Genomic DNA, 26,164 nt, shown 5'->3' on the forward strand with positions numbered 1-26,164 from the left:
CGTTAAATATTTTGTCGACTGTGGTAAATCTCGCTGCTCATCGGGATCTGTAATAACTATTATAGCAGAAAAGTCGGGATATTTCTACGATAATTTTCGACTTCAGGAGAGTTTCTCCTCCACCGATTTTAGCTTTTGTTTCATACTCCCTTCCTTATCCCGCCGCTCATCAATTTTGATCTGAGTGCTGACTCTCTCCGCACCTTCGGCAAAAGGTGCCTGATGGAGTTTTTCAACCAGCTTTAATACAGCTGTTATCTCCCCCTGCAGTATGGTGCCCATGGGCGTCAGCTCGAATTCGACTTCATCCTGATCTTTTAAAATTTCATGACAGCCGGCCACATATTCGCTGAGACCGGGTTCACCGGTGCCTATAGGTACAACGGATATTTCAGCTATTATCACGAGTTTACCTCCTCTTTGAATTTTTTATTACTTTTGTCCCGGCCAATCTGTCCCCCAGTCGAATACCTTCAGGATCACTGGTGAGAATAAATAGTTCGATGCTTTTAACAATAACTCCCAGCAGCGGGCCCAGCACCCAGCCCAGAACGGGAATGACACCTACCACACGGCCGGGAATCAATGTCAGATTTCTCCTTGCGGAATTTTTCATTTCGACCGCACTTCCATCTTTCTTTTCAATCCTCAAATTCATAAGCTTTTTGCCTATGCTCCTGCTGCGCCATTCTTCATATCCTGTCAGTTTATAGATCAGCGCATCCCGCGAAAGCATATAAAATATACCGTAAAGTCCTCCCAGAACTGGTACGAAAAACAATGCTGAACCTATCAGGCTGTCAATAATTGCTGCCCCCACCCTGGGAGCCACTTCAGCAGTTTTGGACAAAAAATCCCTCCTCTGCTCTTGACTTTCTTTGACCTTTATCCTATAATACTTATTGAAGGTCAGTAATGATAAAAAATTCATCCAATAAATTCAGGAGGTGGAAGTTATGTTCAGACTCAGACCATTCGGCGAGGGTAGAAGAAGGCGGCGCAAAAAACCTCAGAAATCGCCCGCCGAAACCATACTGAATAGTTTTCTATCAGAAAATCTGGAAAGCATGAGAGATGCAATCAGAGAAGATTTCTGCACTGATATAATCGAGGAAAATGAGCGATTCATCATCGAAGCAGAACTTCCCGGCCTCAGCAAGGACGATATTGATCTCGAGCTGGAAGAAAACATTTTGACCATAACAGCCCGGCATCCCCGACAGGAAGAACATGAAGAAGAAAATTATATCCATCGCGAACGCAGAACCGGAGCCTATCAGCGCAGCTTCCGGATAGAAAATGTTCAGGAAGATGAAATAACTGCAGCATTTGAAAACGGCATTCTGAAAATAGATCTACCCAAAGAAAAAGAAGAAGAACCGGGCAGGCGTACTATAGATATAAACTAAAATATTGAGAATACTGATTTCACAATATAGATCTTCAGAGACCGGTCCTCTTTTTTTAGGGCCGGTCTATTTAAATTTTAAGAGAGAAAATCTTTTACCAGGACCATGGGGGTGCCTTCATCGGCCGAACCGGAGATAAGATCAGCCAGGCTGGCTATCAGATCTTTCGCCTTCCGGGGGGTGGTCCCCTCATCCTCAGTCTCAACCTTCTCTTCTTTAATCATCCTCTCAATCTCTTCCTGTTCATAGCCCTCACCGGCATATTTATCGACTAAATATTTATATTTGTTGCCCCGACGCATCCTGTCCTCCAGTCCCGAGGTAAATCCGAATGAAGTTACGGGATCGGCCAGCTCATAAATGCCAGTCTCGGGGTCTTTATAGGCTCCATCGCCGTAAACTATTATCTCTATTTCGCGGTCAAATTTTTCTTTGATAGATTTTTTCAACTGACTGGAAAATTCAAAAGGTTTGCCAGGAGCCAGTTTTATCTTTTCCCCGGCTGAGAGATTGCTGCCCAGAAGACCCCAGCTGCTGTTCTCTTCGCTGTTACAGATACAGGTCAAATCCATCACTTCAATAAACTTATCCAGCTTTTTTGCCCTTTCGATAACCTGAAGTTTATCGCGGCGGCGGGTGTGAATCGAAGATATAATTACCGCATCGATATCCTCATCTACTAGCCGGCCGGGGTCATTGCAGAGATAAATCTCGTGCTCGGCCATCTCTTCATTGATGATATCCTGATAAAATTCGAGATAATTGATTCCGGTTACCGGGTGATTGAAATCTAAATCCTGGCTACCCTTTAATTCTTCATAATTATAAGCATGTCCTTCTTCCAGATCACCATCGACCACCAGATTGCCGACTTCATCCCGGGGATAGCTCTGCTGTATGATAACTTTACCGTTTTTTACCGCCCGGGCAAAAGCTTTGAGAATTGCCGAAAATCTATTCCTGCTGGTAATGGGAAACTGGACCAGCAGATTATAATTTTCATTAATTCCGTGTTCTTCGTGCAGTTCTTCAACAACATCATCAACAGTGACATAATTGTTCTGTGATCTGGCCAGCACAGATTCAGTGACACAGAGAACATCTCCATCATCCAGCAGTCCATCCTGTTCGCAGCGAACGAGCAAATCCATTATTTCTGTTTTCAGATCAACCTCCGGGGTGATTGCTCCCAGCTTCAGTCCAAAGGCCGATACACCTACATAATCCAGATTCATTATGGCAAACCTCCTAATATCTTAAAGAGCCTGATCTTCTGGAAATAAGTTCTTCGGATCTCTAATGTCAGTATACTATGAATCGATCTGGATTTAAACAGTTTATCTTTGTTTGCAGGAAATTTTTTTTATATTTCAACAGTGATTTGCTTGTGATTTAAAAATCGGATTATTATAATGATAGTAGAGGTTAGCCGGGTGGCGCTAATATACGATCAAAAATTTAAAAAAGTCCCACCAAAAATAGGATGGGACGCAGGCATGGTGATATAATGAACAGGACAATGGCTTTAAAGATCTTTTTGGCCGGCCTTTTATTCGCAATCATATATTTTTTCTGGGACAGCATGCGATTTTTGGACATTCGGGAAATCGTATTTGACGCAGAAAACCGTTTTAGAGGAACTATGGCTATTTTATTTCTCTTCGCCGCCAAATCGATCTTCTTTTTCCTGCCGGCTCCTCTTCTTTATATATTAGCAGGGATGCTGCTTTCAACTCCTCTGGCCTTCTCGCTGATCTGTGCCGGGCTCTTTCTGGAATTTTCCCTGACTTACTTTTATGGAGCCATGCTGGGCAGCGATTTCGTTGAGAAAATTTTAACCCGCAGTCAGCGTTTTCAAAAGCTGCTAAACTATAACCTGGAGAATGATTTAAAATTGGCTTTCACCCTGAGGCTCACCCCGATTAATCTGGAGGCTGTCAGCCTGGTCATGGGAGCAAGCGGCAGCAAATTCTGGAGGTTCATCGCCGCCTCGCTTATGGGAATAGTACCCAAACTGCTGGTTTATATTTTGATCGGCAATGCCATTGTTCACCCGATCACAGTATCTACCATAGCTTTATTTGTTATCATGCTGGGAACCTGGGCGGCTGTGGTCATAGTTCTGAACAGAAATTATGTTCTTCCGGAAAATACATCTCAAAAGCAGAAATAAAGAAAATGCTGATCCCAACAAATCAAACCTGTTCTTACTCGATTTTATTTTTTAAGAAGGCACCATAAATTCAGCCGCTCTATGCATTTCCTCTTCATTGGCTACCAGAAAAACCTGATTCCCGCTGTGAATTCTCCTGTGGCCCCGTGGTATAATCAGTTCATCTTCTTCCTTATTGTATATTCCGGCTATAACCACTTCATCAGGAAATTCATCCTGAGATGTTATTTCAGAAACTGTCATGCCGCAGATATGACTCTCTTCCGGAATCGTGATTATAGAAATCTCAGCCTTCCCATCTCCCAGAGAAGCCAGCCTGCGCACTTTGGGCTCCTCGATGTCATTGGCAAATTTGCCAACCATCATATCCATTACGCTGCCGATAGTGCTGGCCCCGGCGCTGCGATAAGCGCTTTCATATTCCGGATCCCGCATCCGGACCATAATTTTATCCACATCAAAATTATTGGCCAGCACTGTAAAGGCCAGATTATCGGCATCATTGCGCATCACAGCCACTGCAGCATCTGCTTTCTCTATCCCGGCATCTTTCAAAACACCAACCTTGGTGGCGCTGCCATGAACACTTACCGCTCCAAATTGACTGTAAATCTGTTCACAAACCTGCCGGTCAATGTCTATAACCACCAGATCATGTTCATTAGAAAGTTTTTTAATAAGATTTCTTCCTACAATACCTCCTCCTGCTATAACTATATACATTTTATTCACCTCCACAATAATTTGAAATATAAAACCAATCAGGTTCACATATTATTTTTTCCAGATATCCAGGCGGAACAGAGCTATTACCGGTATGATCTCCAGCCTGCCGGCCAGCATACCGAATATATAGGTGACCTTAACCACAGGATGAATCTCTATCATCTCCGCTACCGTTATGTAAGAGGGCCCTATATTATTAACCGCAGAAAACATACCGGAAAACGATTCTGCAATATTATGCGGGGAAAACACTGCAGTAATCACTCCACCCACCAGCAAAATAAAGAGCCAGGCAAAAAAGAGTCCGGCAATCTGTGAAACATCTTCCCAATCAATTTTTTCCTTTTCCAGCGTCACCGGCATAACCGAGCGGCGCGGCATACCTAAAGCTTTAATCTCCCGGGCAAAAAGCCTTCTTAAAATAAGAATCCGCAGCACTTTTACCCCTCCACCGGTTGATCCTACACAGCCGCCTATTAGCATCATAACCAAAAACAGCTGTCGGGCAGGAATGATAAAATACGGAGAGCCAATATATTGGGTTTCATATCCGGTTGTTGTCATGATGGAAATAACCTGAAAAAGGCTGGTCCGAAATACTGACTCTATATTTTGCAGGTATAATGCTACCTCTTCACTCAAAAATACTGAAACCATGATAATAACAGTAAAACCGGCAACTAATTTGCCATAAAATTTAAATTCAGGATTGCCCAGCACCTCGCGCCAGTTTTTCTGCAAAATGCGATAATGCATGAGAAAATTAGTCCCACTGAAAAACATGAAAATTATAAATATATATTCGATCAGCCTAAAATTGGCATAGCCCGCCTGCTGAAAATAGGCTATGCTGGCATCATAACGAGAAAAACCGCCCGTGGAAAGCGTAGTCATGGTATGAATAACCGCATCGAATAAACTCAACCCCGCCAGTAATAACAATATTGTTTGCAAAACTGATAGCCCTGCATATATAGACCACAAAATTTTGATGGTTTTAAATAAGTTAGGAACGGGCCGGCTGGAAGAAATTTTATGTGCTTCCGCTCCGAATAAATTCCAGGTAGCCCCTTCACTGCGAAAAGTTATTAGCAGAAAGAAAGACAAAATTCCCAGACCACCCAGCCACTGAATTAAGCTGCGCAGAAAAATAAGGGAGAGAGGATAGTTTTCCAGACCTGAAATTAATGTTATACCTGTGGTGGTAAAGCCACTCATGGCTTCAAAATACGCATCCAAAAAGCTGATATTAAAACCTAAAGTCAGGGGAATTGCTACCACAAATGAGGCTGTCAGCCAGCCCAGACCGGTGATTATCATACTGGCACTTATGTCTAAGCTTATATTTTTATGATGATAATAATGGGCAATATAGCCCAGGGATATTGCTCCCAATCCTGTAAATAAATAGATCAAAACCAGGCGAAAACTTTCCTGAAAATAAAGGCTTAAAGCCAGCGGAAAAAACATAAAGGCCCCCAGCAATATTAAAAGGTTGCCCAAAATATCTATAATCCCTTTCAACTTATCCGAGAGCAAATTTCAGCCTCCTCCCCAAATAACCAGTAAGCCTGATATAATTTTCACCTTTCTAAAGCCGGCAAAATTGGTTGTCCGTAAATTTTCATCCTGCCATTATATAAACTGAATATTGCCCAGATAACGCCAGCTTACCTAATTCATTATTTTTTTCGCCATTTTATCTCTCCTCCACAATAAAATTTAACCGATCATTATATCTTCCTGAGCATAGCGAAAGCTCTTTTTAGCTGAATTAATATTCCCCAGCGAGATAACCAGCGTAAGAGGTCCTATCCTACCTGTCAGCATTGTTAATATGATCATTAATCTTCCCGGCCGGCTCAATCCACCGGTTATACCCGTAGAAAGCCCTACTGTTCCGAAGGCAGAAACCGATTCAAAAAGCACATCTATAAACTCCGCTGATTCTGTAATAGAAAGTATTATTGTGCTCAGAATTACTATTACTGCCGAAATAAATACTATAGCCACAGCTCTATCTATTATCTCTTTATTCAGACGTCTTTCCAGAACATTGTAGTCATCATCCCCTCGCAGGAAAGAAACTACATTTGTAACTATAGCTCCCAATGTCGTAGTTTTAATCCCTCCCCCTGTAGAACAGGGCGAAGCTCCTATAAACATCAGAATAATGAGCAAAAATAATGTATTTACATTGAGAGCTCCAGTGGGTACAGTATTGAAGCCTGCTGTTCTGGGCGTCACTGACAGAAAAAAGGAAGCTGTCAACTTATCTGTAATTGCCAGATCTCCCATTGTGGCAGAATTTGTAAATTCAAAAGCAAAGACCAGAACCGAGCCGATAACCAAAAGCAAAACGGTTATCAAAATCACCATTTTACTATGCAGCGACAGCATTCTGAAAGAAAATTTTTTGCCTTTGACATTCCCCATAAGATCTCTAATTACTGTAAAGCCCAATCCGCCAATTATAATCAAAGAAGTGAAAATCAAATTTATTCCTGCATCTCCTGTAAAGGCCTCCAGACTGTTTCCAAATATATCAAAACCGGCATTACAAAAAGCTGACACTGCGTGGAAAATTGCAAACCATATAGCTCTCATAGTTTCCATTTGATTTTGAAAAGACAAAAAAAGCAAAAAAGCTCCGGCCGCCTCTACAGTAAATGTTAGTGCCAGCACATATCTTACCAGCCTGACCAGCCCTGAATATGTAAGGTTACCAATATCTTCTTTTATCAATAATCTTTCACTAAAAGTAATCCGTTTACCCACCAGCATAAACCCCAGTGTGGAAAGGGTCATAAAACCCAAACCGCCGATTTGGATTAAAATTAAAATAGTTATCTGGCCAAATAAAGACCAGTGACTGGCTGTATTGACTACAATTAAGCCGGTCACACAGACGGCAGAAGTAGCAGTGAATAAAGCGTTTAAAAATCCGGTTGACCCTTCCCCCTGCGTTGCTATGGGCAGAGAGAGTAAAATCGTTCCCAGCAAAATTACCGATAGATAACTAAAAATAATAATCCTGGGCGGATTTATCTTAATGGGTAGACGGGTAAAGGGGTCTATAATTCTCAACTGCAATCAACTCCTTTTCTGCACCAGCCTGGCTGTAATTCCTGATAGGCAGAATCAAACTGATTAATTCTGACTATTTTATGGATTCCAGCTGCTTATTCTCCCCTAGCAGCACCAGAACATCTCCCTCCCTGATTTTATTATTCCCGCCAGGTGTTAAATTTAATTCATCTCCCCGTTTTATCACCATAAGGTTGATATCATAATCGGATCTCAAATTAATTTCTTTGAGGGTTTTATCCACCATAAACTCCGGAGCAGTAATTTCTATTATACTGTGATCAGGAGAAACTTCTATATAATCCAGCATATTTTCTGAAAGGAGGTGTTCTGCTATCCGCTCTCCCATATCTCTTTCGGGAAACACCACCTCATCCGCCCCGACCCGGGTTAAAATTTTACCATGCATCTCATTAACAGCCCGGGAAAGAACTTGAGAAACTCCATGTTCTTTTAAAATTAGGGTCGTTAATATATTAGCATGAACATCATCGCCAATGCTAACAATCCCAACATCAAAATTTCCGACCCCCAGTGATTCCAGAACATCCCCATCTGCCGCATCCGCTTCAACAACGTGGGTTAATTCATCTCTGAGTTTATTGATTCTTTCCTCTTTTTTATCAATCGCTAGAACTTCATTACCGTTTTTCATCAAACTTCGGGCCACACTGGAGCCAAATCGTCCCAGGCCGATAACAACAAACTCTTTCACAGGAATTAACCTCCAGTTTTAAAATTTCTCCGGCGACTGCTGCAAATCTTCCTCCAGATCATCTTCCTCTACAACTTCACCTTCCAGCTGTATCTCTTCATCAATTTTCTGATCGTAACATCTAACCATCAGGACTGAAGTTTCGGCTTCCTCGGCCACAATGTCGGGAACAGAACCGAAGAGCATATTTTTCAATCTCCATTCTTTAGAAGCTCCCATGATGATTAAATTATAATCTTTATTATAACTCTCATTGATAATGCCTTCGACTACTTTATCGGCAAAAACAACCTTTATTTCTCCACTAACACTGCTATCTTCAAAGATATCTTTGACCTGTTTCCAGGCGTTTTCTTCCTCTTTTTGCGGATCTCCTCCGCGTTCGATAACTCTAAGGATGACCACCTCTCCCATATTTCCATAATTAGATGCCAATCTTTTTGCTACTTTCACACCCCAGTAAGCATGCTCGCTGCCGCGATAAGGAACAAGAATTTTGCGCGGCTCCTGCAGCCCATTATCCTTTAAAACACCTACAGGACAGGGGGCATTCTGCACCAATTTATTAACAAGACTCTCATAAATTTTAGCGGTGCTCATAGCTCCCTGCCAGCCCAGGAGGAGAAAATCTGTATTTTCATCTGTAATTAATTTATTTATAGTTTTGAATCTGCTGCGAGAGTAAAATATGCGGGGATTGATGATTATACCTTCTTTTTCCCCGAATTCAACAGCTAAATTAAGCAGCTGCTGATAGGTCTCATGTCTTTCCTGCAGAGTTTCCTCGCGATATTCAGCTATATCGAGAGGAGTCTGTTCAGGTACTCTAATCTAATTACATTAAGCAGAGTAATTTCTCCCTGCAGCTTTGTACTTTTCACCATGCCCGAAGAAATATTGAGCATGGCTTTTTCGTGAGCAGGGTTGGCCATAGGGGTGAGAACCCTGTAAATTTCTTTTTCCATTTCTTCTGGCTCTTCTTTTATTACAGTCTGCGCAGTGGAAGCTGCAGGAATTTCTTTTTTGAAAATTGAAGTTAATTGAGCCGGCTTTAAGCTGGAAAGAGCCCCTTCCAGCACAGTCTTATTTTTAGCCCAGGCAAAATACCAGACCAGGCTGAAGACCACAAGACCAACCGCAACGATCTGCGCAAGAATTCCAGCAAAAAATATCACTCCCAGCGAGGAAAGGCTTCCGATAATATGCAAATAGGGATAACCGGGAGAGCGGTAATCGGGATCATAACCTTCGGGTGGAGCCGTGCGCATGATCAAAACGGTAATATTAAGCAGCGAATAATTTAACAGCATCAAAACACTGGCCGAACTGGAAAGAAGTTCCACATCTGCTGTCACAATAAGAACAATCGTCAACAGACCGGTGAGCAATATGGGTCTATAAGGGGTCATATATTTATCATGAATTTGATTAAGCCAATCGGGGAATATATCATCCCGGCCCAGAGCAAAACTAATTCTGGAGGCAGCCAGAATACTGGCATTGGCAGAAGAAGCAGTGGCCAATAAAGCAGCAAAAGTGATGGCAGCCCCGCCGGCCAGACCGGAAAAAAGCCGGGCAGACTCCACTATAGGCGCATCATATCCTATAAGTTCATCGAGGGGCATTAAACCGGTGGTTACTGCCAGCACAAATGCATAAAGAACTGTCACTATAGCCACAGATCCTATAATCGCCCGCGGCAGAGTATATCCCGGTTCTTTGACCTCTTCCGCTACAGATGCAATCTGCACAAAACCCAAAAATGAAACAAAGATAATAGCAGTTGTTAAAAAGATGGGCTGAATACCATAAGGAGTAAAAGGCTGAAAAGTTGAGACATCAAAATGTAAAGACCCCCATACAACATAAATCAGTAAAATAGAAAGCAGTATTCCCACTATAATATTCTGGGTTTTGCCAGTTTCTTTGGCCCCAATATAATTTACATATGTAAAGAATATACCGGCCAAAACAGCTAAAATAATAGAATCAAGAGGCAAAAATAAATTAAGATATTCACCGAACCCCTGTAGATAAAATGCCACGGCAAAAGTGAGACTTAACCAGACTGATACCCCGGATATTGTTCCCATCATCCCTCCCATAGAACGGGAAATAAAAAAGTAGGCACCGCCGCTTTTGGGCATACCGGTGGCCAGCTCGGCGGTGCTGGCAGCTGTAATCATACACAACACTCCGGCCAATACATAGGCTAAAATAGCTGCCGGTCCGGATATCGCCAGAGCTGTGCCGGGTAGAACAAATATTCCCGCTCCAATCATGGTTCCAACTCCGATAGTTAATGCTTCTTTTAGCCCCAGCTCTTTTGATAATTCCCCCTCCGTACTAAAATCAGAAGTAGCTTCTCCTTCCATAATTTACCCCCACTATAATTTTTATTAAGTTGAAAAAAGCTAATTTTCAATTCCTATATGATGCTTAAATTTTTCAATGCCTTGTTTAGAGATTATACAACACCCCGGGCTGAATTTCAATAACTCAGAGGAGGAGGAGGAGGCTGCGGCGGCGGAGGCGGAGAAAAAGAGGAATAAGAAAAAGCAGCCGACGTTCATTTTTCCTGATCCTCTATCTGCAGCTGCATCCTCTCATTGAAATAGGTCCTGATGCCCAGTTTTATCATTAAAAAGACGGTCAAAGTAACAGAACCCAGTATTCCCAGCATAATAGCTATCTGATATCTTATAGCCAGCAGGGGATCGACCCCGGAAAGAATCTGTCCTGTCATCATACCGGGAAGCCAGATAATACCCATGCCCACCATTGAATTGATTGTAGGCAGCACAGCATTATAAAAGACTTGATTTGCCAGCTCATTGGTAGCCTGAGCGGGGGAAGCGCCCATCATCAAAGCATTTTCGATGCGGTGAGAATCGTCTTCTATTCGATTGACCAAATTTTCCACTCCCAGGGAAACCCCTGTCATGGAGTTGCCTATTATCATGCCAGCGATAGGTATAAAATAACGGGGGTAATACCAGGGAGAAAGCCTGATTACCATCAGCAGGAAAAAAAACAGAGTTGCCACAGAACCGACAATGATGGAAAGAACAGCTGTTTTTTTCAGGGGCCGGGAAAGATCTGTGCTTACTCTGGCAAAGATATTCTGCAGGGCAAAACCTATCATCAATGTCATTATTAAAAGAGTAATCACAGGATGGGGCATATCAAAAATAATTTCCAGTACATATCCCACTATAATCAGCTGCAGAGTCATGCGTGTGGCCGCAATCAAAATCTGTTTTTCACGACCGATTTTTTGTTTTTTTACTAAAATAATTAGAATTAATACAAATATGTAAGCAATCGCCATCTGTATCAGAGGTATATTTATAACTTCACCGTTAACTGCTGTTTCCATTATAGTATTTCCCCCCCTTCAACTCTCCATCCTCGATAATTACCTGCTGATCAGCTATTTTATTCGCAAACTCTGGAACATGAGAAACCATGATTATTCGGGTATCATTATCTTCAGCATAATTTTCCAGAAAATTTAGAAGATATTTCACATTGTCTGTATCCAGAGAAGCAGCTGGTTCGTCTAAAAGAAGAGTTTCCGGTTCAAGCATAAGCAGCCGGGCTAAAGCCACTCTCTGTTTTTCTCCTCCAGAAAGATTATCACAGCTTTCACTCAGATTTTTCCCCAGTCTCATCTTTCCCACAAGCCGTCTGTAATCGCCATCTTTGAAGCTGTCCTGACGGGCTAATTCTGCCGCCCTATTAAACTCTTCCCTGATAGTATCACCCAGCATGGCAGGATTTTGAGCGAGCATTTTTATCATCTTCCGCAATCCAAGAGGAGGATAATCCTCCAACTTTTTACCTTTATAATAGATTTCGCCATCATCAGGAGAAATTAAATTTATAAGTAGCTTTAAAAGCGTCGTCTTACCGCCTCCGCTGGGGCCGCTTATAACAGTAATTTTTCCTCTGGCTAAAGTTAAATCATCAATTCTAATAATATCTTTATAGACCACATTCTGAAGTTCAAACAATTTTCTTCTTCCCTCCTGCTTATTTATTCCTGAATTTCTTCAAAGAGCTCGGCTGCTTTTTTGCGGGCCTCTTCCAGTAATTTTTCGCCTTCCTGAGTTATGGAATAATATTTTCTAACCTTGCCATCCACCGTTTTCTCTTCGACCTCCAGCAAACCTTTTTCTTCCATTCCGTGCAATATGGGATAAAGAGTTCCCGAACTCATCTCATAACCATGACTTTTCAGCTCCTCTATCATCCAGAGGCCAAAAAAAGGTTCTTCCCGGGCATGATAGAGAATGTGCACCCGGACAAATCCCAGAGATATTTTCCGCATAATTTTACAGCTCAAATTACTCACCCCATTTATTATAGAGTTTCGATATCGGTGCTCTTTAATGATAGCAAAAATTAAACAAGCATGTAAAGAAGTTTAACCGTTCCTCAGGCAGAAAGTTCCCTCATTTGAGTGGGTCGAGTCCAATTTGACGACCATTTTGTTTTGTCCGACTTTTAGCTCTCCTGGTCTTCAATCTCGCCCCATCAAAAATCATACTTTTATGAATTGATTTTATATTTTAATGTTGTTAGAATGTTTATAAGAAATAACCTTATCAAACAACTCAAGAATCTTGCTGCCATCTCCAACCCTGTGCTCGGGTTCTATCATTCCGCCTTCTTCTTTATTTCAAAAATCCAGCTCCTGTGACATATGTCATAGCCAGATCCTAAAACATGTTCTATAATTTAAAGTAGTCCACTTGGGAAAAACAGAAATTTATTTTTGAATTTATATTTACAAATCAGCTAACAGGAGGTAAAAAAATGAGCGAAATGTTCTGTTATCAATGTCAGGAAACAGCCAAAAACACCGGCTGTGACACCAGAGGTGTCTGCGGTAAATCCCCTGAAGTCTCAAACCTTCAGGATCTTTTGATTTATCTGCTCAAAGGGGTCTCCACTTACACTGAAATGATCAGAGATATGGATGGAGAGGTAAGCCGGGATGTCGATGTTTTTGTCATGAAAGGGCTTTTCTCGACAGTTACCAACGTCAACTTCTCGGCCGATGATTTTTATGATTGGATTGGGGAAGCACTGGAAATAAGAGAGGAGCTTGCCGGGCAGTGTCAGGAACTTTATCGGGAAAAGCATGGAGAGGAGTACACAGGTGATCTTCCCGAAGCGGCAACCTGGACTCCCGATTCTGATGAGGATATCGAAGAAAAGGCAAAAGAAGTGGGGGTTCTGCAAACAGAAAATGAAGACGTCCGTTCCCTGCGAGAGCTGCTAATATACGGCCTCAAGGGAATAGCTGCTTACGCCGACCACGCCTATATTCTCGGACATGAGCAGGATGACATCTATGAATTCATGCAGCATGGTCTGGCCGCCACTCTCGATGAAAGCCTGAGCGGAGATGAACTGACCAATCTCGTGCTGGAATGCGGTGACTGCGCTGTCGACACCATGGCCCTGCTGGATGAAGCCAACACTTCCACCTACGGTCACCCCGAACCCACCGAGGTTGATCTGAGCACCGATGATCGCCCCGGTATACTGGTCAGCGGTCATGATCTCAAGGATTTTGAAGAACTCTTAGAACAATCCGAGGGCGAGGGCGTCGACATCTATACCCACGGTGAGATGCTTCCCGCCCAGGCCTATCCTGCCTTCAAAAAATATGATCACTTCAAAGGCAACTACGGCGGCTCCTGGTGGAAACAAAAAGAGGAATTTGAGAAGTTCAACGGTCCAATTCTCATGACCACCAACTGCATCGTACCTCCTAAAGACAGCTACAAAGACAGGATTTATACTACCGGGGTAGCCGGTTTTGAAGGTGTGAGCCATATCGAAGATAGACCGGAAGGCGGCAGCAAAGACTTCACACCTGTCATCGAAGCGGCCAAAAAGACCAAGCCTCCCCAGGAGATCGAAAGCGGCAGCGTTATGACCGGTTTTGCTCATAATGCCCTCAGCGAGCGGGCTGATGCCGTGGTGGAAGCCATCCAGAACGGAGACATCAGCAGATTTGTCGTAATGAGCGGCTGTGATGGCAGATTCAAAGACAGAGAATACTTCACCGAAGTCGCCAAAGAGCTGCCCGAAGATGCCATTATTCTCACCTCGGGCTGCGCCAAATTCCGCTATAACAAGCTAGAACTGGGCGACATAGGCGGCATTCCCCGCGTACTCGATGCCGGCCAGTGCAATGACTCCTATTCTCTGGTAGTCGTAGCCAAAAAGCTGGCTGAAGCAGTCGATGCAGATGATATCAACGATCTGCCCATATCTTATGATATAGCCTGGTATGAGCAGAAAGCCGTTGCTGTCCTGCTGGGTCTTCTGGCCGCCGGCGTTAAAGATATCAAGCTCGGCCCCACTCTACCGGCCTTCCTCTCCGAAAACGTAACCAGCGTCCTGGTAGACAAATTCGGTATAGCCCCCACCAGCGGCGTGCAAGAAGACGTAAAAGAGCTTATGGCCTAAACAGATCCAGGACAAACATGATTCAAAAACCATCCATTTAAAAATCCCCGCAGCTGGTGTTTGACCGGCCGCGGGGGTTTTTTTGACAGACCTATTTGCCAAAATCATTCATCTGCCTGTCCTGTGATCTCTGTCCTGTGATCTTTTAGTTTTACTGTATCTTTTCTCCTTCAGCCGATATTACCACCTTATCGATCTCAAAATCCTGATCAGAGCTGGCCACAGCATCCTCGACCAGGTGAACCATGCCCCGGCAGCAGGGAACTTCCATGATCGCCACCGTGATCGAATTTAAATCATTGTGCTCCAAAATTCCTCTGAGCTTGCTTCGGTATCTTTCGGAATCATCGAGTTTGGGGCAGCCCACCGCCAATTTTTTATCTTTGAGAAGATCGAGGTGAAAATCAGCATAGGCAAAGGCAACGCAGTCAGCGGCTATTAAAAGGTCCGCTCCCTCAAAAAATGATGCTGTCTCGGGCAGCAGATGAAGCTGAACCGGCCACTGCTCCAGCTGACTGTTTATACTCAATTCCACATCCCCATCTCCGGCTGCAGTTTTATTTCCCCCGGAGTTCTGTTGTTTATCTTTCTCGCTTCTTTCAGATTTTTTCTGGCCGCCGCTGCAGGTACTTCCTCGCGATAAATCTCTCATCCTGCTGCCGGGACATCCTCCTCCGACAGCAGTATTTTTCATTTTAAGCTGTTCATTTTTGACAGCCTCTTCATCAAATTCTTCCACATCTTCTTCGACCAGTTCGATAGCATCTTCAGGACATTCTCCCAGGCAGTCTCCCAGGCCGTCACAGAGCCTTTCTTCTTTCAGCCGGGCCACACCATCGACAATTTCGATTGCTCCTTCATCACAGGCGGGTATACACTCACCGCAGCCCGTACATTTGTCCTCATCGATCTTTACAATTTTTCTCATAACCATTGCAGATCCATCCTTTCATTTTTGATTACACTAATAATTGTATCAGAAATACCTGCATCTGGCTGTGATAAATGTCATAGTTAATGTTGAGTTTTTTAGTTATAATAAAATTAGCAAACAGATTTCCGGAAAGGAGCTAAAAATATGTTTCAGCAATGCCCCGGTCAGGATGGTCGCAGCTGGTCCCCGGACGATGTCAACGAGAAAGATTGTCCGGTCTGCGGTTATGAGGTCGAATTCTTTAAGTTTGATCTGCTGCGTCCCTGTCCTGAATGCGGAAAAGATATAATCAATCCTGGCTTTAATCTGGGCTGTGCCGAGTGGTGTGATCAGGCTGCTAACTGTATCGGAGAGGGGAGCACACTGTACAGCGAAGTTCAGACTTTGAGAGAAAAGGTGGAAGAAAAAATTGAGAGGCTTTTGCAGAATAATCCGGAAAAACTCGTACTGGTAAAAGAGCTCACAGAAATAGCGGATGAAATCGGCAAACTGGAGCGCTATTCACCCCTGAGCGTGATACTATCAGGGCTGCTTTTCCCGCTCGGTGACCCTGACTGTGATCCTGCATCACTGAATATTAGAGGTTTAAAAGAATTAGATGATCCCAAAATTGAGATTGCTTCACTGGAAAATTGTGCAGAAATAGCGCATATAATTTTAAACTCTCTGGATATTCCCGACAGATACAGGCAGGAAGTTATGCGCAACATTAAAGCTATTCACCAGAAAAAGAAACTGAAAAATACCTCTTATCTGGTCCTGAAAGATGCCTGCAGCCTGGCTCTTTATGAAAAAGGTCAGCTGCAGGAGCTTGAAATCAGGGAAGAATTGATTACCGAAGGAGGAAAAAAGCTTGCTGAGAGAGAAGGATTTTTAGATTATCCAATTTCCTGAAATTTTGTATTAAAAAAGAGGCAGATCCCGATATAACCGAAATCTGCCTCTTTTTTTATTTTTCTTTTCAGCCTTCTCTTTACTCTTCTTCTGCGCTGATTCTGCTGATCTGTTCTTCAACTGCCATTATTTCTTCTTTAAGATCGAGCAGGTACTCTCTCAGCTGCTCTAAATCCTCTTCACCTTCTAGCTCTTCTATTACATATTCTTCCGTGTATTCATCCTCACATTCGCATTCATCACCGCAGTCACAACAGCACTCGCAGCAACAGCAACAGCTGCAGCAGCAGTTGTGAGAAGAGTGCCCATGTCCGGTATGATGATGGCCATGACAGCAGCAATGATGGGAATGATGATTATGACTTCCGCAGCACATAATTTCACCTCCTTTGTGATCCATTTTTTCAAAAACCTGTTTTGCCGGTTTTCTTTCTCAGCCTCTGCGGCCATAAAAACAGAGCTGGGGTAGATCCATAAGATAAGCCAGCCCGGTTATGGTGTTGCCGTAAAAGGCAAAATCCTTATTCTGTTCAGCGAACAATTCGAGAAGTTTTCCGGCAGAACCGTTGATCATTGTCGAGCCAGTAACCAGGACAAAACCGCTTTTTTTGATCAAACGGCGGTTGAATTTCTCTCCGTTTCTTACTTCGATTCCGTAATCACTACCGCCGATCCTATCCTGATTAAGATCTGTCACCAGAATATTATTGCTACCAAAAGTTTTTGCTGCAGCTTCCAGAAAGGCGGGCTGAAAACCTATGAGACCGATAGTTTGCAATTCCCCGTGGTTGGTCTTTATCCAGGCCATAATTTCTTCTGCACAATCTTCCATATCATCATCGCGGCAGTGCACTGTTTTTTCGATAAGATCAAGATCCCTCAGCACAACATTGATAGCCGCCACCAAAAGAGCCCGGCGGTAGCTGCTGTCCAGATCAAAGGATAAAATCTCTTCCAGCGTTCCTTCATACTCTCCCGGTTGATCGGTAAAGGCCTGACCGCGACTGTTCTTAAATTTTGCTTCGATCATGACTTCCTCTCCCTGCAGCAGGGGAAAGTCCTGACGTTCAGGATGACCTATCGCCTCTTCTGGGTCCAGTCCTTCAGCTGTAATCTTTATATTCTCGGTGCTTAAATTATTTTCTGCGACCAATTCCTCGAATTTTTCTCTTGCTTCGATAATTACTGGCAAATCTATCTCCCCTTTCCCGCAAACTGAAAATTAAAAATCGCTCAGTTACAGCAATCCCTCTCGTGATCCTCCTGGCATTCTGGCGGAACATCTATATGATCCTCCAGGTTCTCCAGCATTAATCCAATTTTTTTCAGATTTTGTTCTTTAACGTGATAATGAACCCAGTAACTGATCTTTTCTCCCACTACCAGATCTGCCTCCCTCAGCACCTTGAGATGTTGAGATATAGCAGCCTCGGAAAGCTCAAGCCTATGAGCCAGGGCGTTTACACAGTAGTTTTCGCGCCTCAGCAAAACAATTATTTTTAACCTGTTTTCATCCGCCAGGGCTTTTAAAGCGGGAAGCAGATTCATATCATCTTCACCTCTATTCGCCATAAAATAAATTCATCCTATTATTTTTGACGGTATTTGATTAGCTTTTAGCTTAATTAAATTATAATAAACTTAAACGTATTTGTCAAAAAAAATATAAACCCCCTGTATTATCTATTATCCAGCCGGAGAGGGGGCATTCTCCCGGGCGGTCAAAATTAGACTTCCAAAAAGTTCACGAAAGCAGGGACGATCTTCAACCAGAGCTTCAGGATGCCACTGAACTCCAATGACAAACTTTTTTTCCGTAGATTCAACCGCTTCTACAGTCCCCTCTTCTGTCCGGGCAGCCACCTGCAGAGATTCTCCCAGATCCTTAACGGCCTGGTGATGGCGCGAATTCACTTTTAATTTATCATAAGAATACAAAACCTCAAACAGCTGGGTTCCTTTTTCTATAAGAACTTCATGGTGTTGAAAATTTTCTTTTTCTTCGGCGAAGTGAAGCTGACTGCCCAGATCCTGATAAAGCGTTCCTCCCAGCCCCACATTGATCAGCTGCATTCCCCGGCATATCCCCAGCACCGGCAGGTCGGAGCGATAGGTCCGGCGAAAAAATTCAAGCTCCCATCTGTCCCGGCTGATATCCACCTTTTTCAGCCGATCACCGGGCTCTTCCCCGTAGCATTCTGGAGATATGTCCTGTCCTCCGGTGAGCAGAAGTCCATCAATTATCTCCAGATAATTCTCGGTCTCCTCGAGATTATCCATGATCGGTATGGGGAGTGGAACTCCTCCAGCTCTTTCTATTGCATCGATATAATTACAGCCGATCTTGCCGTAGCAGGACCGGGGATTTTTCTGAGTCTGCCTGTAGGTGGTAATCCCGATCAGCGGTTTGGAAATAGTTATCCCTCCCAGAATTGTGATCCAGAATTATGTTTTGAATAAATCTTTTATTTTTGTTTTAAAAATTTGTAACATTAGTTTAAATATGATATTCTCCACTTGAAGATGATACTTATGATACTCTAACAGAAGATCGGCAGATTAATTGAGCTCAACCCCATAAAATTAATTGGAGGTGATATAAAATGGCAGATAAAGAAAACAAAGTTCCGGAGAATGTAGAAGGTCCTTTTTATGTGGATGAAGAATGTATAGCCTGCGAGATGTGTATCGACGATGCTCCCCGAAATTTTGACCTGGCCGATGAGGGTCACGCCTACGTTAAAAAACAGCCTGAATCCGAAGTGCAAAAGGAAGCCTGTGAGGAAGCCCTGATGAACTGTCCTGTAGATGCAATAGGAGATGACGGTTAAAAATGCTCAAATTGTCTGCTTATTAAACTAAATTGTCTGCCTATTAAACTATTTTTATTTCTCTGAATAGATATTAACAAACGCAGATGTTCTCCTTCAGTAAACTAATAACTACGAAACTGGAAGGCCCCTGCTCGAAAAAATTCAAATCCGGAGCAGGGGTTTATTCTTGCCTGAATTAAAACAATTCCCCTCGAAACCAGCTGTCGGCTTTCCCTACCGCCTCAGTCATTTCAACCAGTTCTCGGCGATAATCATAATAGGAGTTCAGCAGATCTGCAGCCGCCTGATAATAATTGAGTTCCAGCAAATTGTATTCATAGCGGCTTATCATCTCCGCTTCCAGCATATGATCTCCGTCGGATAGTCTCCTTTCGGCCAGATCCAGCTGCGATTTTTGCCGTCTTAGCTCGCGATGTGCGGCCTTAAGTTCCTGCTGCTGAGATTTTACCTCCAATTTAATATCCTCTTCAGCCCCCGCCAGCTGTTCCTTACGGGCACTGCGCTCCGATTCAAGCTCGGCCATTTCTGCCTCCTCCAGCCCTGAGTCGTGAAAATTATATTCGAGCGAGAAACCTATCTGCCAGGAAGATTGCGATTCATAGTTTATTGGTCCGGTTTCCGGAGAAGTTGGCCAGGTAATCGGAGTAGAACCAGGATTAACTCTGAAATTCTCAATTTCGGGCAGAGTGGTATCAAATCTGTTCACCCCTGCTGTAAATCTGCCCGTTTCGTCCACCGTCATGCGCAGAGAAGTATCGATATCATCCTGGTAAAAAGATACTCCACCGGCCAGATCCGGGCGCTGTTCTTCCTCGATCTTTTCCCGCTCGGCAGCTATCAAATCGAGCTCCTGCTCCAGCCTGTCCAGCTCCCTGCGCCGATCGCGGGCCATATCCTGACTCTCCTCGATCTCCCAGGGCCAGAAGTTGTTCTCTCCGGGAACATCCAGCCGGCAGGCTGAGTCAAGCTCACGTGGCTCGGGCAGACGAAGATAACTATCACTGGCCACCTCCCGCCTGAGATTTTCCCGGCTGAGCCGGAAGGCTTCCCGGGCATCTTTCAAAGCATCTTCAGCCTCATCAGCCTGCAGCTTGACCTCTTCCAGCTCAGTTTGTATGGCTTTTTCAGCCTCGATCAGGTGTCTTTTTTCCTCCACCTGCTCCCTTCTGACTTCAGCGGCAATCTCGGCCAGCTCCAGTCCTACCTGAGCCTGACGCAGCTCGTAAAAGGCTTCAGCCACGGAAGATATGATCTTTTCCTCTTCCCGGGTAAGTTCCAGCTTCTTATCCTCTTTTTCCAGTTTTAAAGCCTCCCGGCGGAAAGCAGTATCCCCGTCATCCCACAGGCTGCGGCTGGCACCTAAAGTAAGACTTAAAGCAGCAATTTCGTCGTCAACTTCCTCCGCCAGCTCCGCCTCAACAGGACTATTATCCTCTTCATCCAGATACTGCAGTGAATCATAGAATACATTAACCATCTCGGGAGTTCTCAGCACCCTGACATCTCCTCTAATATCAGCCTGCCAGTCCAGACCGCTTTCCAGCTGTTTTTGCCGCTGGCGGGCTGCCTCCAGCTCGTATTCCAGTTCACTGTGTCGGTGATTTTCGACCAGAGCGGTATCTATAAGATCCTGCAGTCTTTCTTCGGCCGGTTCGGGCTGCCCGGTGCCGGTTTCAGCTGCTCTCACCGAACTTAAGAAAGGTATTCCGGCCGCGAGAAAGCAGAAAAACTGCAGAATTATTGCTATAATAATGATCGTCAAATTTCTGTCTTTGATGTTCAACTGTTTTCACCCCCGCTGCCAAATAACCGACGGGTTAAATCATCGAAGGTCGTGTAAAGCATGGGCAATAATACCAGCGTAGAAAAGGTCGAGACGACAAGCCCCCCAATCACTGCCGTGGCTATGGGGGCCTGAATTTCGGAGCCCTCGCCAAAACCCAGGGCCAGAGGAAACATGGCCAGTACGGTCGTCAGCGTCGTCATCAAAATGGGTCTTAATCTGATCTGACAGGCCCGGGATATGGCATCAGTTCGCGAACCTTCTTCAGTTTTAGTTATTTCCCGGTTGATATAATCGAGCAGCACAATCGCGTTATTGACCACAATACCGACCATCATAATCACTCCTATATAGGAAGCCACATTAAGACTCCTGCCGGTTATAATCAGACCATAAATAACTCCCACGATGCCAAAGGGAACGCTGAGGATGATGATCAGAGGCTGCCAGTAAGATTCAAATTGAGCGGCCAGCAGCATAAAGACTATTATTATGGCCAGCATCATGGCTAAAAAGAGATCCTCAAAAGCTTCCCGCATCCACTGAGTCTCGCTGCCGAATTCGTAATTAACTCCGGCGGGAAATTCGACCGTCTCCATTTCGACCTCTATACCATCCACAGCCGAACCCAAATCGACCCCGGAATAATCGGAATATACCGAAACGGCATCGGTCTGATCTATTCTTCTCAATTCCACCGGACTTTCCCCCCGGCGAATCTCAGTAATCTGATCCAGCGGCAAAACACGCCCGGCTCTGTTGGCCAGAGGCATGGTTTCCAGCCGGGAAACATCATCCCGTATCTCCTGGCCATAACGCAGCCTGAGATCTATCATGTCATCATCTTCACCGTCATCCTCATCAAACCTGGTAACAACAGTTCCCTCTACCGCTACATTCACCGCTTCAGCTATTCCCGCCGCGCTCAAACCATAATTACCGGCTTTACGCCGGTTAACATCAATTTGAAGTTCGGGACGGGGATCACCTATGCTGGTGCCCACATCGGCGGTATATTCCAGATCCCTGACAATCTCTTCCAGCTGTAAACTCAGCTCTTCCAGTTCATCTCTATCCGCTCCCATAACATCGACAACTATCGGGGCCTGCTCTAAATCGCCTCCGCCGGTAACCACAGAAAGGTTGCTGGCCTGCAGATCCGCTTCCAGCGGTATACTCTCAAGTTTTCTGACATTTTCAACATAATACGGAGTGCGGTGATCACGCTCATCCAGATCGACAAGACCTAGGGTAATCCGGGCATCCGAAGAAATACCATTGTGACCCACAATGGATTGAATATTTTCAACCTCCGGCCACTCTTTTAATTCCTCTTCTATTCCGATCACTGTCTCTTCGGTATCAGCCAGAGTGGTTCCAGGCGGCATATCCAGCCTTATGTCGATAAGTCCTTCGTCCAGTTCAGGCAAAAATTCCTGACCCACCAGTCCGGCTGCAAAAACTGTAACACCGAAAACAGCCAGCACCAGCAAAAACCCTATCAATCTATGGGATAAAACCAGCCTTATTCCTCGATCATAATATTTTTTTATCCTTTCGAGTATGCGATTGACGATGCTGTTTTGCTGACGTTCTCTTACCTTAGCAAAATCTGTACGCACCAGAAGTTTGACCGCCAGCATCGGTATAAGGGTAAGAGCCGTAAAAAGCGAAATCATAAGAGAAAATGCCACGCTAAAAGATAAATCCCGGAAAATCTCTCCGGCAATTCCCTCTATAAAGACCACCGGCAGAAAAACAGCCATGGTGGTAATGGTGGAAGCTGCGATCGGCCCTCCAACCTCTGAAGCCCCATCAACAGAAGCTCGACGGATATCGTAACCCTGCTCGCCAAATCTGAATATATTTTCAGATACGACCACGGAATTATCGACCAGCATTCCCGCTCCCAGGGCCAAACCGCCCAGGGTCATAAGATTTAAGTTAAGACCGAACTGATCCATCAGAAAGAAAGTGGCCATAAAAGACACCGGAATATTGACAGCAACCAGCATGGTGGTGAGAAAGTTATTGAGAAAAAGAAAAAGTATAATAACTGCCAGTATGCCGCCCACCACCGCGTTATTTATCACCGTGGAGATAGCAATGCCGATATAATCTGCCTGGTCCTGAATCGTGGTGAATTCAAGCTCCCTATCGAGTCGGGCCGTGACGTCTGAGAGAGCATTTTGAACTCCCCTCACCGTCTCCACAGTGTTGGCATCAGCCTCCTGATGAATCTCCAGTCCCAGACTCTTTTCCCCGTCCTGTCTGACGATGGTATTCTGATCGGTAAAACCGTCTTCGATAACCGCAATCTCATCCAGATAAAACAGCGATCCTCCGCTCCCGGAAACAGGTACACTTCCTATCTCAGCAAAATTATCAAACCTGCCCAGAGTTCTTACCAGCAGCTCTTCCCGGCCGGCCGGAGTTACATCCCCTCCCGGCAAATCCAGATTGGCCGCGGGAATGGCCTCCATCACTTCAAAAAGAGCTATATCGTGGCGCTTCAATCTGTCCGGTTTTAATTCAACCTGAATCTCTCTTTCCCTGCCGCCCAAAATTTCAACCGAGGCCACCCCGGGCTGCCTTTCCAGCTCTGGAACCACATCATTGTCCAGTGTACGGCGAACATCTACCAGTTCCCCCTCTCCGGTAACTCCCATTTCCAGCACCGGCATTTCGGTAGGGTCGTATTGCAAAGCATAGGGGCTGTCAGCATCATCAGGCAGCTCATCCCGCACAATATCTATCTGCTCCCGGACATCCTGAATGGCAAAATCCAGATCAGTTCCCCAGTCGAACTCGAGCAGAATTTGAGCTCTTCCTTCCTCTGAGATAGCCGTTATCGTATCCAGTCCGGAAACAGCCTGCAGAGATTCCTCCAGCGGTCTCACCACAAGATCTTCGACCTCAGAGGGGCCGGCTCCGGGATAGTCAGCCACAACCACGATAACCGGCATATCCAGCTCCGGCAGAAGCTCCAGAGGCAGCCTGGTCAGCCCTATAAAACCGAGCAAAATCAAAAGAGCTATAACCATGGTGACAGCAACAGGTTTTTTGACCGCTATATCTGGTAATATCAACTGTCAACCACCTCTATCAATTCTGCCGGATGACCGTGATAATATTCGTCCTTCGCTTCATAAACGATCAGATCTCCTTTTTCCAGATCCCCTGCAATTTCAACTTTGTCCTCGCTGCGAGAAATGATCTCTACCTCAACCTCTTTCAGCATTTCCGACTCCACCAGGTATATTTTCGGATTATCATTTTCTACAAGAGCAGAACTGGGAATTTCAAGATAATCATTCTCCTCTGTCGTTATGCGGGCTTCTCCATATTCACCCGCCCGCAATCTGCTGTCAGGATTGGGCAGGGCTATATTGAATTCGAACTGCCCCGACCCCTCATCTGCTGCCGGATATATTTCATCTACCATGCCCCGGAAAGTCTCTTCCGGGTGGGAATCGAAGCTGAGCTCAGCCGGCTGACCCCGACGAATATCTGCTGCCCGGCCCGCTGTAGTCTCCACGGAAAATTTGAGCTCTTCCATCTCCATGATCACGGCCAGCACGGTATCATCACCGACCAGAGCTCCTTCATCGATGGGAAGCTCGCCGATAGTACCCTCCACCGGCGCGGTCACCTTAAGATCCTGCTGATCCACTCTGGCCTTTTCCAGCTCGTACTCAGCTTCAGCTATAGCTGCTTTTAAAATATCGATTTCTTCCGGTCGGGCCCCCTGCTCGGACATCTCCAGACTCTGTTCGGCTGTTTTGTATTCAGCCCGGGCCTCATTCAGCCTCTGTTCGGCTTCATCCAGCTCCGTTTTGGGCGCGACGTCGTGCTCATAGAGATATTTGACTCTTCTGTGATGATCTTCTGCAATCTCAAAACTTTCCCGGGCTGCCTCATATCGGGCTTCAACCTGTTTTAACTCCTCTTTTCTGGCTCCGGCCTCAGCCATTTCGAGCTCTTTTTCGATCTGTTCCAGAGCCTTTTCTCCGGCTTTAATGCCCAGATCAAGCTTTTCTGCCTCGAGTCTGGCTATCCGATCTCCCGTTTCAACCCTGTCTCCGATATCAGGATATATTTCGATAAGATCTCCCCCAATTCCGGGCATAACCCGGGCCGCGCCTGCCGGTTTGGTAAATCCCTCGAAATATTTTTTTCCACTCCCAACTTCCTCGTCAACCCGGAAAACTTCTATCCCTTCTTCATTTTTTTCGGCTGTTTCTGCAGCTGCATCTCCGGCAAAAATCGCCGAAAAAATCAAAAGCATTAAAAGACACAAAAATATAAGCGGCAATAAATTATTATTCAAAGTTTCGATACTCTCAACCTTTGCTTTTATCGTTTTAGTCCTCAGCATAACTTAACCCTCCGCAGCAGGCAATTAATTTTTAATAAATTTGATAAGCATTTCAATCCAAACTCTGCAGGCTCGCTCCCGCGACAAACCACAGGGACCCCGCAGATAGTCCCAGCTTTCAGGAGAGAGCGCGGTTTCCAGCCCATAAAGCAAGTCTTCCATTCTCTCGGCATCGTATTTTTCTTCCATGTGTTTTCCAAAATGTTGGGCCAATCTGTTCTTAAGTGTCTGACTTCGCATCCGATTTAACTTTTTGCGAACATCTGCCGGCAGTCCCTTTTCTGAAAGGACTTTTCTAATCGAAGCAGTGTATTCATACACAGAACTGAGATAAGACACGAAATTTTTTAGATTTTTGCGTTCTATCTCTTCGCTCAGTTCGATCGGTTTCGGCGGCGAAAATTTTTCCCGCAGAAGTTCAATCTGATGATGATAGGCTTCAGCTACCAGCTGATCAAGATTTTCAAAATAACGGAAGATCGAACGACGGGAAACCTCAGCCTCTTCCGCTATTTTCTCCGGCGAGGGCAGGGTGGAATTTTTTTCAATAAGCTGTAAAAAAGCATCCAGCACTTTCCTTCTATTCCTGGATTTGCGGCTTTTCCTGCCATCTTCTCCCTGCAGTTCATCTTCCTTTACTTCTTCCGGTCTCTCAGCACTCATAATGCTTAACCTCCTTTTTCCAGCAGGCATAATATTTAACAAAACAAGAATTGGCACCAAAGATGATAATTTGTTTTGT

At 44.6% G+C, this 26,164-nt stretch carries 26 protein-coding genes; 5 read left to right on the forward strand and 21 right to left on the reverse strand.

The window, feature by feature from the left end; all coding sequences use genetic code 11:
• Positions 1-102: 102 nt before the first annotated feature.
• Together BLT15_RS04030 and BLT15_RS04035 are read right to left on the reverse strand one after the other, a co-directional pair.
• Positions 103-405, reverse strand: a complete 303-nt coding sequence (locus BLT15_RS04030; protein ID WP_089758927.1) for an MTH1187 family thiamine-binding protein — start codon at positions 403-405, stop codon at positions 103-105.
• 4 nt (positions 406-409) lie between these two features.
• A complete protein-coding gene (locus tag BLT15_RS04035; RefSeq protein ID WP_159429807.1) occupies positions 410-850 on the reverse strand; it encodes an RDD family protein in 441 nt (146 codons plus the stop codon).
• 106 nt (positions 851-956) lie between these two features.
• Between BLT15_RS04035 and BLT15_RS04040 the strand changes: the two genes are divergently transcribed.
• Positions 957-1,409 (forward strand): Hsp20/alpha crystallin family protein, encoded by a 453-nt coding sequence (locus BLT15_RS04040; RefSeq protein ID WP_089758931.1) that lies wholly within the window; start codon positions 957-959, stop codon positions 1,407-1,409.
• Between the two features lie 77 nt (positions 1,410-1,486).
• Here the strand turns inward: BLT15_RS04040 and BLT15_RS04045 are convergent, their stop codons facing one another.
• Positions 1,487-2,644, reverse strand: a complete 1,158-nt coding sequence (locus tag BLT15_RS04045; RefSeq protein WP_089758933.1) for a coenzyme F420-0:L-glutamate ligase — start codon at positions 2,642-2,644, stop codon at positions 1,487-1,489.
• Between the two features lie 284 nt (positions 2,645-2,928).
• Here BLT15_RS04045 and BLT15_RS04050 point away from each other — a divergent pair, with 284 nt between their 5' ends.
• Positions 2,929-3,582 carry a TVP38/TMEM64 family protein gene (locus BLT15_RS04050; protein WP_159429808.1) on the forward strand — a complete coding sequence of 218 codons (654 nt, stop codon included), beginning with the start codon at positions 2,929-2,931 and terminating at the stop codon, positions 3,580-3,582.
• Between the two features lie 51 nt (positions 3,583-3,633).
• On the opposite strand, the gene BLT15_RS04055 is transcribed toward BLT15_RS04050, so the two are convergent.
• The 9 genes from BLT15_RS04055 to BLT15_RS04095 form a co-directional block, all read right to left on the reverse strand.
• Entirely contained in the window at positions 3,634-4,305 is a 672-nt protein-coding gene (locus BLT15_RS04055) for a potassium channel family protein (protein WP_089758937.1), read from the reverse strand.
• Between the two features lie 51 nt (positions 4,306-4,356).
• Positions 4,357-5,847: a TrkH family potassium uptake protein gene (locus BLT15_RS04060; RefSeq protein ID WP_089758939.1), complete on the reverse strand. Its 1,491-nt coding sequence runs from the start codon at positions 5,845-5,847 to the stop codon at positions 4,357-4,359.
• Between the two features lie 183 nt (positions 5,848-6,030).
• Positions 6,031-7,395 carry a TrkH family potassium uptake protein gene (locus BLT15_RS04065; protein ID WP_234985495.1) on the reverse strand — a complete coding sequence of 455 codons (1,365 nt, stop codon included), beginning with the start codon at positions 7,393-7,395 and terminating at the stop codon, positions 6,031-6,033.
• A gap of 73 nt (positions 7,396-7,468) precedes the next feature.
• A complete protein-coding gene (locus BLT15_RS04070) occupies positions 7,469-8,110 on the reverse strand; it encodes a potassium channel family protein (protein WP_089758941.1) in 642 nt (213 codons plus the stop codon).
• Between the two features lie 18 nt (positions 8,111-8,128).
• Positions 8,129-8,710 carry a universal stress protein gene (locus BLT15_RS04075; RefSeq protein ID WP_089758943.1) on the reverse strand — a complete coding sequence of 194 codons (582 nt, stop codon included), beginning with the start codon at positions 8,708-8,710 and terminating at the stop codon, positions 8,129-8,131.
• A 197-nt stretch (positions 8,711-8,907) separates the two neighbouring features.
• Positions 8,908-10,485, reverse strand: a complete 1,578-nt coding sequence (locus tag BLT15_RS04080) for an APC family permease (protein ID WP_089758945.1) — start codon at positions 10,483-10,485, stop codon at positions 8,908-8,910.
• A 194-nt stretch (positions 10,486-10,679) separates the two neighbouring features.
• Entirely contained in the window at positions 10,680-11,489 is an 810-nt protein-coding gene (locus tag BLT15_RS04085; protein WP_089758947.1) for an ABC transporter permease, read from the reverse strand.
• Positions 11,473-12,126, reverse strand: coding sequence for an ABC transporter ATP-binding protein (locus BLT15_RS04090; protein ID WP_089758949.1), 654 nt, complete (start codon positions 12,124-12,126; stop codon positions 11,473-11,475). Before BLT15_RS04090 ends, BLT15_RS04085 begins: the two co-directional genes overlap by 17 nt.
• A gap of 23 nt (positions 12,127-12,149) precedes the next feature.
• Complete coding sequence (locus tag BLT15_RS04095; RefSeq protein ID WP_427854193.1) at positions 12,150-12,443, reverse strand: PadR family transcriptional regulator; 294 nt, start codon at positions 12,441-12,443, stop codon at positions 12,150-12,152.
• Between the two features lie 497 nt (positions 12,444-12,940).
• Here BLT15_RS04095 and hcp point away from each other — a divergent pair, with 497 nt between their 5' ends.
• Positions 12,941-14,599, forward strand: coding sequence for a hydroxylamine reductase (gene hcp / locus BLT15_RS04100; protein ID WP_089759014.1), 1,659 nt, complete (start codon positions 12,941-12,943; stop codon positions 14,597-14,599).
• 151 nt (positions 14,600-14,750) lie between these two features.
• Here the strand turns inward: hcp and BLT15_RS04105 are convergent, their stop codons facing one another.
• Entirely contained in the window at positions 14,751-15,533 is a 783-nt protein-coding gene (locus tag BLT15_RS04105; RefSeq protein ID WP_089758952.1) for an ATP-binding protein, read from the reverse strand.
• 144 nt (positions 15,534-15,677) lie between these two features.
• Here BLT15_RS04105 and BLT15_RS04110 point away from each other — a divergent pair, with 144 nt between their 5' ends.
• Positions 15,678-16,427, forward strand: a complete 750-nt coding sequence (locus tag BLT15_RS04110) for a hypothetical protein (RefSeq protein ID WP_089758954.1) — start codon at positions 15,678-15,680, stop codon at positions 16,425-16,427.
• A gap of 79 nt (positions 16,428-16,506) precedes the next feature.
• On the opposite strand, the gene BLT15_RS04115 is transcribed toward BLT15_RS04110, so the two are convergent.
• The 4 genes from BLT15_RS04115 to BLT15_RS04130 form a co-directional block, all read right to left on the reverse strand.
• Positions 16,507-16,827 carry a hypothetical protein gene (locus tag BLT15_RS04115; RefSeq protein ID WP_143423009.1) on the reverse strand — a complete coding sequence of 107 codons (321 nt, stop codon included), beginning with the start codon at positions 16,825-16,827 and terminating at the stop codon, positions 16,507-16,509.
• Positions 16,828-16,860: 33 nt separating this feature from the next.
• Positions 16,861-17,619 carry a Rossmann-like domain-containing protein gene (locus BLT15_RS04120; RefSeq protein WP_234985496.1) on the reverse strand — a complete coding sequence of 253 codons (759 nt, stop codon included), beginning with the start codon at positions 17,617-17,619 and terminating at the stop codon, positions 16,861-16,863.
• A gap of 41 nt (positions 17,620-17,660) precedes the next feature.
• Positions 17,661-17,999 (reverse strand): ArsR/SmtB family transcription factor, encoded by a 339-nt coding sequence (locus BLT15_RS04125; RefSeq protein WP_234985497.1) that lies wholly within the window; start codon positions 17,997-17,999, stop codon positions 17,661-17,663.
• 114 nt (positions 18,000-18,113) lie between these two features.
• Positions 18,114-18,866 carry a gamma-glutamyl-gamma-aminobutyrate hydrolase family protein gene (locus BLT15_RS04130; RefSeq protein WP_089758959.1) on the reverse strand — a complete coding sequence of 251 codons (753 nt, stop codon included), beginning with the start codon at positions 18,864-18,866 and terminating at the stop codon, positions 18,114-18,116.
• A gap of 164 nt (positions 18,867-19,030) precedes the next feature.
• Here BLT15_RS04130 and BLT15_RS04135 point away from each other — a divergent pair, with 164 nt between their 5' ends.
• Positions 19,031-19,258: a ferredoxin gene (locus tag BLT15_RS04135; RefSeq protein WP_089758961.1), complete on the forward strand. Its 228-nt coding sequence runs from the start codon at positions 19,031-19,033 to the stop codon at positions 19,256-19,258.
• 178 nt (positions 19,259-19,436) lie between these two features.
• On the opposite strand, the gene BLT15_RS04140 is transcribed toward BLT15_RS04135, so the two are convergent.
• Genes BLT15_RS04140 through BLT15_RS04155 form a run of 4 tightly spaced genes read right to left on the reverse strand, consistent with a single transcriptional unit; the run spans position 19,437 to position 26,085 of the window.
• A complete protein-coding gene (locus BLT15_RS04140) occupies positions 19,437-21,044 on the reverse strand; it encodes a TolC family protein (protein ID WP_089758963.1) in 1,608 nt (535 codons plus the stop codon).
• Positions 21,041-24,133 (reverse strand): efflux RND transporter permease subunit, encoded by a 3,093-nt coding sequence (locus tag BLT15_RS04145; protein WP_089758965.1) that lies wholly within the window; start codon positions 24,131-24,133, stop codon positions 21,041-21,043. The genes BLT15_RS04140 and BLT15_RS04145 overlap by 4 nt, the downstream gene beginning before the upstream one ends.
• The gene (locus tag BLT15_RS04150; RefSeq protein ID WP_089758967.1) at positions 24,130-25,422 is read right to left on the reverse strand and encodes an efflux RND transporter periplasmic adaptor subunit; all 1,293 of its coding nucleotides are present in this window, start codon (positions 25,420-25,422) and stop codon (positions 24,130-24,132) included. Before BLT15_RS04150 ends, BLT15_RS04145 begins: the two co-directional genes overlap by 4 nt.
• Before the next feature lie 24 nt (positions 25,423-25,446).
• Positions 25,447-26,085 carry a TetR/AcrR family transcriptional regulator gene (locus tag BLT15_RS04155; RefSeq protein WP_159429809.1) on the reverse strand — a complete coding sequence of 213 codons (639 nt, stop codon included), beginning with the start codon at positions 26,083-26,085 and terminating at the stop codon, positions 25,447-25,449.
• Positions 26,086-26,164 lie beyond the last annotated feature (79 nt).

The sequence above is a fragment of the Halarsenatibacter silvermanii genome (genome assembly GCF_900103135.1).
GTDB classification, from domain to species: Bacteria; Bacillota; Halanaerobiia; order Halanaerobiales; family Halarsenatibacteraceae; genus Halarsenatibacter; species Halarsenatibacter silvermanii.

Bases quoted from the DNA above. Each gene is read 5' to 3' on its own strand.
- BLT15_RS04040 (WP_089758931.1), top strand. From the start codon at position 957: ATGTTCAGACTCAGACCATTCGGCGAGGGTAGAAGAAGGCGGCGCAAA.
- BLT15_RS04045 (WP_089758933.1), bottom strand. From the start codon at position 2,644: ATGAATCTGGATTATGTAGGTGTATCGGCCTTTGGACTGAAGCTGGGA.
- BLT15_RS04050 (WP_159429808.1), top strand. From the start codon at position 2,929: ATGGCTTTAAAGATCTTTTTGGCCGGCCTTTTATTCGCAATCATATAT.
- BLT15_RS04055 (WP_089758937.1), bottom strand. From the start codon at position 4,305: ATGTATATAGTTATAGCAGGAGGAGGTATTGTAGGAAGAAATCTTATT.
- BLT15_RS04075 (WP_089758943.1), bottom strand. From the start codon at position 8,710: ATGAGCACCGCTAAAATTTATGAGAGTCTTGTTAATAAATTGGTGCAG.
- BLT15_RS04080 (WP_089758945.1), bottom strand. From the start codon at position 10,485: ATGGAAGGAGAAGCTACTTCTGATTTTAGTACGGAGGGGGAATTATCA.
- BLT15_RS04085 (WP_089758947.1), bottom strand. From the start codon at position 11,489: ATGGAAACAGCAGTTAACGGTGAAGTTATAAATATACCTCTGATACAG.
- BLT15_RS04095 (WP_427854193.1), bottom strand. From the start codon at position 12,443: ATGCGGAAAATATCTCTGGGATTTGTCCGGGTGCACATTCTCTATCAT.
- hcp (WP_089759014.1), top strand. From the start codon at position 12,941: ATGTTCTGTTATCAATGTCAGGAAACAGCCAAAAACACCGGCTGTGAC.
- BLT15_RS04105 (WP_089758952.1), bottom strand. From the start codon at position 15,533: ATGGTTATGAGAAAAATTGTAAAGATCGATGAGGACAAATGTACGGGC.
- BLT15_RS04110 (WP_089758954.1), top strand. From the start codon at position 15,678: ATGTTTCAGCAATGCCCCGGTCAGGATGGTCGCAGCTGGTCCCCGGAC.
- BLT15_RS04115 (WP_143423009.1), bottom strand. From the start codon at position 16,827: ATGGATCACAAAGGAGGTGAAATTATGTGCTGCGGAAGTCATAATCAT.
- BLT15_RS04125 (WP_234985497.1), bottom strand. From the start codon at position 17,999: ATGGCGAATAGAGGTGAAGATGATATGAATCTGCTTCCCGCTTTAAAA.
- BLT15_RS04135 (WP_089758961.1), top strand. From the start codon at position 19,031: ATGGCAGATAAAGAAAACAAAGTTCCGGAGAATGTAGAAGGTCCTTTT.
- BLT15_RS04150 (WP_089758967.1), bottom strand. From the start codon at position 25,422: ATGCTGAGGACTAAAACGATAAAAGCAAAGGTTGAGAGTATCGAAACT.
- BLT15_RS04155 (WP_159429809.1), bottom strand. From the start codon at position 26,085: ATGAGTGCTGAGAGACCGGAAGAAGTAAAGGAAGATGAACTGCAGGGA.